This is a genomic window from Nonomuraea sp. NPDC003214 (assembly GCF_053590035.1).
The window spans coordinates 44,922-54,911 of record NZ_JBSFSX010000031.1; the positions used below are offsets into that span (position 1 = coordinate 44,922).

8 protein-coding genes are annotated in these 9,990 nt (G+C 69.1%); 4 read left to right on the forward strand and 4 right to left on the reverse strand.

Translation table 11 applies throughout. The features are described 5' to 3' along the window. Positions 1 to 155 precede the first annotated feature (155 nt). Complete coding sequence (locus ACWDXC_RS44245) at positions 156 to 1,322, reverse strand: FAD-dependent monooxygenase (RefSeq protein WP_449992993.1); 1,167 nt, start codon at positions 1,320 to 1,322, stop codon at positions 156 to 158. Next, complete coding sequence (locus ACWDXC_RS44250) at positions 1,319 to 1,678, reverse strand: TetR/AcrR family transcriptional regulator (RefSeq protein WP_449992995.1); 360 nt, start codon at positions 1,676 to 1,678, stop codon at positions 1,319 to 1,321. The genes ACWDXC_RS44245 and ACWDXC_RS44250 overlap by 4 nt, the downstream gene beginning before the upstream one ends. A 256-nt stretch (positions 1,679 to 1,934) precedes the next feature. Here ACWDXC_RS44250 and ACWDXC_RS44255 point away from each other — a divergent pair, with 256 nt between their 5' ends. The 3 genes from ACWDXC_RS44255 to ACWDXC_RS44265 all read left to right on the forward strand — a co-directional run bounded on the left by ACWDXC_RS44255 (position 1,935) and on the right by ACWDXC_RS44265 (position 5,861). Further along, positions 1,935 to 3,368 (forward strand): MFS transporter, encoded by a 1,434-nt coding sequence (locus tag ACWDXC_RS44255; RefSeq protein ID WP_449992997.1) that lies wholly within the window; start codon positions 1,935 to 1,937, stop codon positions 3,366 to 3,368. Positions 3,369 to 3,954: 586 nt separating this feature from the next. Then, on the forward strand, positions 3,955 to 4,413 hold the full coding sequence (locus ACWDXC_RS44260; protein ID WP_449992999.1) for a MarR family winged helix-turn-helix transcriptional regulator: 459 nt from the start codon (positions 3,955 to 3,957) through the stop codon (positions 4,411 to 4,413). A gap of 1,292 nt (positions 4,414 to 5,705) precedes the next feature. Next, positions 5,706 to 5,861, forward strand: a complete 156-nt coding sequence (locus ACWDXC_RS44265; RefSeq protein ID WP_449993001.1) for a hypothetical protein — start codon at positions 5,706 to 5,708, stop codon at positions 5,859 to 5,861. Positions 5,862 to 6,540: 679 nt separating this feature from the next. On the opposite strand, the gene ACWDXC_RS44270 is transcribed toward ACWDXC_RS44265, so the two are convergent. Beyond that, a complete protein-coding gene (locus tag ACWDXC_RS44270) occupies positions 6,541 to 7,596 on the reverse strand; it encodes a tyrosine-type recombinase/integrase (protein WP_449993003.1) in 1,056 nt (351 codons plus the stop codon). Between the two features lie 171 nt (positions 7,597 to 7,767). Here ACWDXC_RS44270 and ACWDXC_RS44275 point away from each other — a divergent pair, with 171 nt between their 5' ends. Then, a complete protein-coding gene (locus ACWDXC_RS44275) occupies positions 7,768 to 8,907 on the forward strand; it encodes a hypothetical protein (RefSeq protein WP_449993005.1) in 1,140 nt (379 codons plus the stop codon). 273 nt (positions 8,908 to 9,180) lie between these two features. On the opposite strand, the gene ACWDXC_RS44280 is transcribed toward ACWDXC_RS44275, so the two are convergent. Next, positions 9,181 to 9,579, reverse strand: a complete 399-nt coding sequence (locus ACWDXC_RS44280) for an SAM-dependent methyltransferase (protein WP_449993007.1) — start codon at positions 9,577 to 9,579, stop codon at positions 9,181 to 9,183. Positions 9,580 to 9,990 lie beyond the last annotated feature (411 nt).

Genomic DNA, 9,990 nt, shown 5'->3' on the forward strand with positions numbered 1-9,990 from the left:
CCCGCAACGCCAGCCCCTGAGCGGTCGAGCGCCGCCGGGTCCACCCTCCAGCGTCCGCCGCTCCTGCTCCGATAACACCAGCGGTTGAAGTCTGCTGTCCGCCATCTCTCCAGCAGACTTCAACCAGCCAGTCAACGTCACCACGGCTCGACGAATCAGGTCTCGGCTGGCAGGATGCTGCGGGCGCCGAATTGCCTGCGTAGCATGGGGGCGAACGCGTTACGGGTGATGACCTGGTTGGCCAGCTTCTGGACGGCCAGCCCGGCCCGGCCGGCGGGCAGCAGCATGCGGGCGAACAGGAGCGCGTTGCGCTGGCGGCGCCGCACCTCGGGACGCATCCGGGCCTCGTAGCGGGCGAAGGCGCGCTCGTGGCCACGCTCGGTCGCCAGCGCCTCGGCCAGCGTGTACGCGCCGGCCATGGCCATGGAGACGCCCTGGGCCGACACCATGGTCATGCAGCCGCAGGCATCGCCGACGAGGGCGACCCGGCCGCGGTGCCAGGCGGGCATGACGACCTGGGCCATCTCGTCCATGAAGATCGGTTCCCCGGCGGGCGCGTCGGCCAGCAGCGACGGCGTGAGCCAGCCGGCCCCGGCGAACCGCTCCCGCAGCAGCCCGGGCCGCCGCTCGCGCGGGACGCTCCCCCCGTGCGACGAGCGGAACAGCAGCAGGGTGACCAGCGTGCCGGGCTCGCCACCGGGATAGAGAACGACCTGGCGGCCGGGCTCGGTGTAGTGCGCCCGCACGCGGCCCCAACTGTAGCGGTCGGGTACCGGGTAAGAGGCCAGGCGGGTGCCGAGGGGCCGGACGAAGCTCGATTCGGGGCCGAACACCAGCTCCCGCGTCCGCGAGTGGATGCCGTCGGCCCCCACCAGCAGGTCGAACTGCTCCCTGGTGCCACCGGCGAAGCCGACCTCGACGGCGTCGCCGGTGTCGCGCACCTCGGCGACGCTGTCGGCGAACCGGATCTCCACCTCGCCGGCCACGGCGTCGAGCAGGGTGCCTTCCAGCGTGGTGTGCATGAGCGGCAGGTGCGGCCCCCGGATGACCCGCTGCAGCAGGCTGGCCGACAACCGGGCCGAGGCCCGGCCGGATGCGTCGACGAACTCGACCGAGTCGACGGGCAGGCGGTGCGGGGTCAGCCGGTCGAGGATTCCCATGCGGGCGGCCAGGTCGTGGCCGGTGCCGAAGAAGTCGACCCCGTAACCGCCCAGGCGGCCGTGCGGTGCGCGCTCGATGACCACCGGTTCAATGCCGTGGCGGCGCAGCCAGTAGGCCAGCGTGAGCCCGGCGATTCCGGCGCCGCTGATGAGGACTCTCACGTCGACTCCCCAGGAAGCAGGCACTCCGCCACGGTCGGCGCCGCAGCGGCGAGCCGGGGCTCGTCGCCGGTGGCCGCCAGCAGCAGGCCGCGGATCGGGGCCGGCGCGGCTCGCTCATCGATGAGCGGGCTCACGAGCAGGTCGGTGCCGCGCCGGGAGATCGCCGTGTGCAAGCCGGGCAGGCCACCGAAGTGGTAGTGGATCAGGCTGGGACTGGTGCCGGCGCGCTCGGCCACAGTGCATGCCGTGACGCCGGGCCGCTGGTGCTCGCCCAAGAGGGTGAGGCCGGTCTCCACCACTTGCTCGCGCTGCCAGTCGCCGCGTATCGAATTTGGTCGGTCGGCTAAGTTAGTCATGCGGCCAATTTAGCGTCCCCGCCATCTGTCATCGCACCCGGCCACCCCGGTGCCGGCCAAACACTCACCTGACCTGCACATTCACCCTCCGGGGATCCGTCAGAAGAGGCGGCGAGCGGCGACAGGCTCGGTCGCGTCGCGACGCTTCCCGTTGACGATCGTTCGCGCCAGGAACTAATCTACTTCGGATTACATATATTTCGTACTGCGAAGGAGATAGCTGTCATGGGACGGAACCCGGTCGAGGCGAGGCGCGGTGAGTGACGAGCGGAGCGGGACCCGGCTCCTGATCGCCCTGGTCGTGGCGGTCTTCGGATACGCACTGATGCAGACCGTGGTCGTACCGGCATTGAAGGTGCTGCAGGCCGGCCTGCACACGACGCCGGCCGCATCGGCGTGGATCCTCACCGCGTTCCTGCTGTCCAGCGCGGTACTGACGCCCGTGCTGGGGCGGCTCGGAGACCAGCACGGCAAGCGGCGGGTCGCCCTGGCGGTGCTGCTGGTCTACGCGCTCGGGATGGCGGGCGCGGCGGCGTCCCAGAACATCGGCCAGCTCATCGCCGCGCGGGTGCTGCAGGGCGCGGCGCTGGCGCTGGTCCCTCTGTCGATGGCCATCCTGCGGGAGACACTGCCGCGCACCCGGCTGCCCTTCGCGATGGGGCTGGTGTCAGGGGTCGTCGGTGCCGGCGCAGGGGCCGGTCTGATCGTCGGCGGGCTGCTCGCCGACAACCTGTCCTGGCGGTGGCTGTTCGTCCTGGGCGTCGCGCTGGCGCTGGTGAGCCTCGTGCTGGTGGCGCTGTGGGTACCGGACGACCGGCGCACTGCCAGCGGCGGGATCGACCTGCCGGGCACCGTCCTGCTGGGCGGAAGCCTGGTCTCGATCCTGCTCGCCCTGGCCAAGGGCCCGGCGTGGGGCTGGTCGTCAGGCCGGGTGCTGGGATTGTTCGCGCTCGGCGTGCTGTTGTTCGCCGCACTCGTCCTGGTGGAGCGGCGCAAGGCCGACGCCCTCATCGACGTCGCCGAACTGGCCGACCGGCCGATGCTGATGACCCATCTAGCGGCGTTCCTGTTCGGCACCGGCTCGTACTTCTTCTACCTGGCTCTGCCACTGTACGCACAGCAGCCGCCCGCCGGCAGCGGAGTCGGGTTCGGCGCCTCGGTCACCGAGGCAGGCCTACTGATGCTGGCAGGCGCGCTGGCGGTGATCCCTGCCGGGATGGCGGTCGGACGGCTCACCACGGCGCTGGGACCCCGCTGGCCAATGGCGGGTGGATTCGCGCTGATCACTGCCGGGTCGGTGCTGTTAGTCCTCGCGCACAGCCAGAGATGGCAGCACGTGGTGTTCTACGCCATCGTGGGAGTCGGAACCGGCCTCATCATAGGCGTGCTGCCCAAACTGATCGCCGACATCGTGCCATTGGAGCGCACCGGCACGGCCAACGGGCTGAACAACATCGCCCGCACCGTGGGCAGCGCTGCCGGCACCGCGGTAGCCGCCGGGGTGATCGCCTCCACCGACGCGCCGCGCGGCATGCACCCGGACGCCACCTACACCACCCTGTTCTGGCTGGCGACGGTCGCCGGGGCATTGGGCCTCGCGGTCGCTCTCCTGGCCGTCCGCCGCCGAGCCCGCTCCGCCGAACCGGCTCCCGGCAGCGCCCACGAGCAGGTACGAACAACCAATGAGTGAACCGTTGCACCCCTTCCGCGACGCCGAACTGGCCTATCTGCGCGGCAGTTCCCTCCACGCCCCGGACCGCCGGCCACCGTCGGGCCGGACGGAACACCACACGTGGTCCCCCTCGGCTGAATCCTTGACCCGACAGCAAGAAATACCGGGACGCTGCCCGTACGGGCCAAGCGACCCTAGTCATCGACAATGTGCTGCCACCCTGGCGACCGCGGGGGATCGAGATCCGGGGCAGCGCCGAGACCGTCTCCGGGCCCCGGCATGGATCCGGCTGTTCCCCGAGCGCGTCATCAGCTGGGGCTCCATGGAGGCGCGACCGTCGAGGGCACCTATCGGGCCTGCGACGTCGAACCCAGGTCACCCCGACCCCAGAGGCCGAACTCCCTCATAGGAGACGAAGCCGACAGGCCGAAAGCCGGCGCGTTGGAAGCGGCATTGGAGGGTTCCAGGTCGTCCTCTCGCACTGCTTATAGGTGAGCGCGACGCCCAAAACTGCAACGAACGAAAGCCGTACTGTGCGTCGGGCGGTCGGCCCAGCCGCTTCGTCATGCGAAGCGCTTTGGCTACGCTGGCTACCGGAGGTGTCATGACGACGAGCGCGTTGGACAGATTGGGCACGGCGGACGCTCTCGTGCGACTGTCACATCTCGTGCAGCACGTATTCGCCGATGTCAGCAGGGAGCACGGGCTCACGCCGCAGCAGTTGCAGCTGGTGTGCATGCTCATCCCGGGACCGCTGGGCATGACGGAACTGAGCCGGCTGATGCACCTGGAAAGGTCCAGCATGACTGGCCTGGTGGACCGCGTGGAGAAGCGCCGGCTCATCGCACGTATTGCCGACCCGGAAGACCGGCGAGCCTGCCGCGTCGCGTTGACAGAGGAGGGCGGCCGCGCCGCCACGCGCGCCCACGATGACGTGGTCGCGCGACTGGACACGATGATCGAGCGCCTGGGGGATGACGCGAGGGAGGGTCTGACCTCGACGGTTGCTCAGCTGCTTGTCGCACAGGGACTCTCTGTGGCAGCCCCCAGGCCGGGGCCCTGATCCGCTGGTCTGCCCGGGACTGGTGCGCAACTGGGCACAGAGGGCCGAACGCGTGCCGGCGGCGACGTGCTTCCCCGGGCGGTCGTCGAACAGGACCAGAGAACCGGCAGACATTACCGTGAACGTAAGCCCGGGCGTGCGCGTGACTCGTCAGACCGTCGGCCCTTCAGGCTCAGATCGCCGGGATCTCGCCGACGGGTGTCCGTGATGGCGTGGGCGAAATGGTGCAAGGCGAAGCTGGCGGCTGGGCCGGCGCGTCGGGGATGAGAGCGTCGCGAAGCCGCGACGCATCGGTGGTCGCGTCTGGCTCGGCCCGTCCTTGGGTCACGCGCCTCCAGGACGTGCCCGTCATATGCCCGGAACAGCAATGAGCAAGCTCTGGCCGGGAGTCGTTGGCGGCTACATGCCGCCTCGGTGGTGGTTCGTGCGGCGACTCCCGGTCCGGCTCGCGGCGCTGGTCTGGGCGTGCGTGAAGATCGGCTGGCAGTTCGTCGCAGTCCTGTGTCTGCAGCAGGTGCTCGGCCATACCCGTTGGCCATCGTCATCACCGCCAACCTGGCCGGCCGTTCAGGAGGAGCTGATCAGGTCGTGCGCGGCCTTGGCGAAGGCGCGGACCCAAGCGGTGGCGCCGTCGGTCCTCCACAGCAGGCCCCATCGCAGTGACGGGGCGTCACTGATGGGGATGTAGGCGACGTCGGGGCGTGCGTAGTAGCGCCTGGCCTGGGCGCCGACGGGGAAGGCGCCGTGACCGGCGCCGATGAGGGGGGGTGAGCCCCACCCACCTCGGCGACGACGTCACCAGCTCCGACCGGCCCAACATCGTCTTCCCGGTCGACGGTCAGACCTTCACCGTGGATGCCAGCGGCCTGACCAGGCGCCCGCCCCGGCCGGGCCCGGTGAGGCACCCCCGTCCGCTCCATCTGCCGGTCCGCCCGCTCCCTTCGATGCCGCCGCGCTCCCGAACGGCTCCTGGAGCCGTCCCCGCGCCGCCCGCCCCGGATGAGCACCTCCTGGAGGCGTCACAGTTCGTCACAATCCGCCACTGTGCGTACCCGTTCCTTAGCCAAAGGGCTGCACGGTGCGGGTAAGCCCCTGATGCCGCCGGCGGGGCGGGATCACCTGCGGAATCACGCCACTGACAGCACGTGAGTAAACCGCAGAATACGTGATCACCAACGGTATCTCACATAACAACAATTGTGTGAGAGATTCGCGCTGCCCGTATATCCGTACCCGAAGCGAATAATCCGGTTCGGATACGGATCTGCTATGGCTCTGATAGGTTTCTGAGCATGATCGAGGGAACCGAGCAGGCCGGTCCGAGCGTGGGAACCAGCGAGGAAATCCCGCAGCCGGTGCAGGGGCAGGTCGAGGAGGCGGTGGCCGCCGGGCGCGCCGCGCGGACCCGCGCCGCTGGGCGGCGGCCCTGCCTGAGACTGGTCGTCTAGTTGTCCTGCGCGTTCGTCATTGCTTGTCACTTGATTGGTCACGTCTTGTCACTCGGCTGGCCTAGACCGTGTGCGCAATGGTCCTTATATGTAACCTTTTGACAGAACTTCTCATGTGACTGCCCTCAGCGCATTTGAATTTTCTCCTGGCATTCAAAATTACCGTTTTAGCGGAGATGTGAATCTCCATTTTCTTTATTAGGTTGAGCAGGAAAGTCGGCCCTTCCGGATCCTCGCTCTCTTCATTAGGTATTATATTTTGATCGCCCGAATTTGCGGAAACACTTCTCTCCGCCGACACGGGCTCTGGGGGCAAGTCTCCGGCCTGCAGATTTTCCAGGCAGCGGCTGTTGCCCAAGGGCGCTGAGCCTCGGGCCGACGTTCCTGGCCTGACGATCACGGATAGATACCTGGCGGCATCGTCGGACAAGTGATGACCACCACGAGGACAGTTCCGTGACCAATGCGCGCCGCACCAGTAGGTTCGTCAGGTAGTGTCCACGCTGTTGGTCACTGGTGCTCCCCCGTGTGACGCGCAGGTTCGTTCACAGCGGAAACGCAGAACTATGACAACGGGGCCGCATGTGGCCGTCAACCTGCGCACTTGTTGGGACCAGTCACCTAAGTTTCATGAGCGTTCGTCACCCTGCACACCTGCTGTTTTGCGCGTTTTGGCTGGTCAGAGCCCCACATTGCGCATGGCGTTGTCCCGCCAGCGATCCACGGCCCTGATGTATCGCAAAACCACTGGTGAAGCTGGGGCCCAGCGGCCGTGTTTGGCGATGACGGCGACCGGGACGCCGGCGGCGTAGGCGACGGTGGCGCCGCCGGCGCGCAGGCTGTGCGCGGTGACGCTGTCTGCGGCGGGTACGCGAGCGCGGACGGCGAGGTCGCGGACGATGGTGTTGACGGCGTCGGCGCCGAGCGAGGGGCCGATGGTGCCGTGCCGGTTGATGCGGCGCAGCAGCCTTCCGGTGGGGTGTCCGGCCTGGTCGAGCACGGTGAGCCAGTCGCGCCAGGCGGCGACCGGGTCGGTGAGCGGGTGGCTGCCGCGCGGGATGGCGATGGTCTCGCCGGCGGAGTCCTTATCGGTTTTGGAGGTGCGGATGGTGACCTCGAGCCCGTCGGCGACCTCGCGCACGTCGTCGCGCTGCAGGGCGACGAGTTCGCTGCGGCGGCCCATCAGGGCCAGGCCGAGCACGAGCAGCAGCCGGTCCCTGCGCCCGATGGGGGTGTTCAGGTCGCAGGCGGACACCATGGCGCGCAGTGCGTCGATGGTGATGGGCGGGGCTTCGCGCTGGCCGCGGCCGCCGGCTTCGGCGCGATCGCGTTTGTAGGCGCGCAGCGCCAGGCGGGCGGATTCGGTGGCGGGCTGGCCGGGATGGCCGGCCAGCCGGTGCATGGTGCGCACCGCGGCGATGGCCTGGTCGATGCTGGCCGGGGCCTGGCCGGTCTCGCACAGCTGTGCGGTGTATTCGGCCAGCGTGTGCGCGGTGGCGGGCAGCGCGATGCGGCCGTGCGTGGCGCACCAGGCGGTGAAGGTCGCCCATTGCCGGGCGTAGGCGCGGCGGGTGTTGGCCGGCACGCCGTCGGCGATCCGCGCCTGGGTACGCGCGCTGAGCGCGTAGTCCGCGGCGGTGTGCCCGGCTTCGTGCGCGGCATTTTCCGGCAGCCGGTAAATCGGCGGCCGCTCCCCCGCCGCCGCGGCCGGCAGCGTTCCCTGCTCGTCGTGCACGCCCGTCTCCCGCCCGCCCTCGCCTGTTTCGGGCCCGTCCGGCACCGGTATGGTGCCGCGATTCTGACCCGCGATAAGGAAGGTTATCACGGGCCAACGCCGTTACACATTTGCGTTTGCGAACGTACGGAACGCATACGATCGAACGCTACGAACGCTACCCTGTTTGTCATGGCGAACGATCAGGAAACTGTGGTGGTGGACGTGTCCACGAAAGATGAAGACAAGGTCGACACCGCGACTGACAACACGACCGAGCAGCTGCGGTGCGCCGGCCCGGGCTGTGCCAAGGCCCTGCCCGGGCGCAGCAGCCGGGCCAAGTACTGCAGCGACGCCTGCCGGGCGGCCGCCTACCGGGCGCGCACCACTGCGCATGCCGCCCCCGTAGCGAATGCGCTGCTGCGCACCCAGGATCTGCTCGCGCCGCTGCTGGCGGCCGGCGAGCAGTGGCAGGCCGCCCAGGAGGCGCTGCGCGCCCAGCTCACCGAGCTGAGCAGCGGCGCGCTCGCCCAGGTCGAGGCCGCCGAACAGGCCGCCGAGGAAGCCCGCGCCGCCGCCGCGGCGGCCGAGCAGCGCGCCACCACCGCAGCTGACACCGCCACCACCCGGATCGCCGCCGCCGAGCAGGCCCGTGCCCAGGCCGAGACCGCCCGCGACCGTGCTGAGGAACGCGAGCAGGATGCCTGGCGCCAGGTCGGCGAACATCAGACCGCCCGCGCCCAGGCCGAGCAGCTCAGCGCCGACGCCGCCGACCGGCAGCGCCAGGCCGAGCTCGACCGGGACACCGCTCATCAGCGCACTGCCGAACTCACCGAGCTGTACGCCGCCGGCACTGCCCGCATCACCGAACTGGAACGGCAGGTCGGTGACCAGCAGCGCGAGCTCGTCGGCCTCCGCCGCCAATTGCAGGAGCAGGACGCCCGGACGCGGAATGCCGAGCAGGAACGCGATCAGGCCCGCGGCACCGCCGCGGCGCACGCCGAGGAGGCCGACCGGCTACGCCAGGCGTTGGGCGCCGAACAGCAGCGGCGCGAGCAAGCCGTTACTGCGGCCGCCGTGGCCGAGCAGGCCCGTACCCTCGCGGACCAGGCCCGAGCCGTCTCTCTCGGTGAGACCGAACGCCTGCGGGGCGAACTCGCCCACCTCGTTGACGCGCTCAAGAGCGCTCAGCAGCAACGCGAAGAGGCCGTCACGGCCGCCGCCGTTGCACAGGCGCTCCTGCGCGAGCAGCAATCCCATCACGTGCCTGACCAGATCGAAACAGAGACTCCTGGCAGCACGGCCGAAGCGCCAGCAGTTTCGGACTCATAAGCGGCGGGGCCAGCGGGTCGTTCATCACCCCGACCAAGCCGAACGCGGCGGCCAGGAGGGCCTGCAGTATCCACAGGAATACGTTCATATCAGTAGCTCTCTTCATTGGACGATGCAGAGGTGCTCGGCCTGGTCGCAGGGCGGTGGGTGTCGTCCACGTGCGACCAGGTTGATCACTGGACGGCCGGCGGGGGCCCGCCGGCCGGAGCCTCAGTAGTAGGAGCTCGGTGGCCCAGGCCGATTGGGTGACCGGATGGCGGGGGGCGAACTCGATCAGTACGGCTTGATATCCAGGATGGGGGTGCCTGACAGCGCGTCCAGATCGGCGACGTGCAAGTTCAGGCCGTCCACGGCGAGGAGCCGGCAGCGGGAGACACCAAGACGGTTGGGACGGTATGGCGCCCGGTGGGCGAAGATCCCTACAGGGGCCGCGCTCGGGTTCCCTCGTGGGGGACGGGGATCGGTGCGTACCTTTGCTGGGTCGATCCGATCGAAGAGGAAGACGACCTCCAGGTGGGAGAAGCCCTCCAGGCCGAGCACCGCCGAGGCGGTGAAGGTCTCACCGTCCAGCCGGATCACGGCTCGAACGTCGTGCCAGTCGTCTTCGACCATCTCGCTGCGACCGCCCACCACCCGGCCGATTGGTCGCAGGGTCACGGTGTTGGTTGTCATGGTGATCTCCACGTTCTTGTAGCGCCTGAGGGCACCGGAGTGTTTGGCGAGGGTGTTCGAGCAGGTTGAACAGCACGGATTCGCCGTTCACGTGAATCGGGGTTCAACCGCCGGAGCCCCGGCCGCAACTGCCGCACCGCGGGTCGGCTGGCGAGTCGGCGGCATTCACCGCGACCGATCCGTCCCAAGCGCCACCTGGACTACGAGCGGCGCTCAGGGCCATCACCCGGCATGTCGATCACTGCGCCGCCCAAGCTCGGCTTGCTCGGGCGGCGTGAAACTTGTCGCAAAGCTACAGAAACCCGCGACCGGAGATCGCTAGTGCTGTGACCGGAAACGATCACCGGGTTGGGCGCGGGGTTCAGGCTGCCGGTGTGAGTGGTCGGCCGCCCCAGCGGATGCCTTTCTCGC

Coding starts and splice junctions, on each gene's coding strand:
- ACWDXC_RS44250 (WP_449992995.1), bottom strand. CDS start 1,678: ATGACTAACTTAGCCGACCGACCAAATTCGATACGCGGCGACTGGCAG.
- ACWDXC_RS44260 (WP_449992999.1), top strand. CDS start 3,955: ATGACGACGAGCGCGTTGGACAGATTGGGCACGGCGGACGCTCTCGTG.
- ACWDXC_RS44265 (WP_449993001.1), top strand. CDS start 5,706: ATGATCGAGGGAACCGAGCAGGCCGGTCCGAGCGTGGGAACCAGCGAG.
- ACWDXC_RS44275 (WP_449993005.1), top strand. CDS start 7,768: ATGGCGAACGATCAGGAAACTGTGGTGGTGGACGTGTCCACGAAAGAT.
- ACWDXC_RS44280 (WP_449993007.1), bottom strand. CDS start 9,579: ATGACAACCAACACCGTGACCCTGCGACCAATCGGCCGGGTGGTGGGC.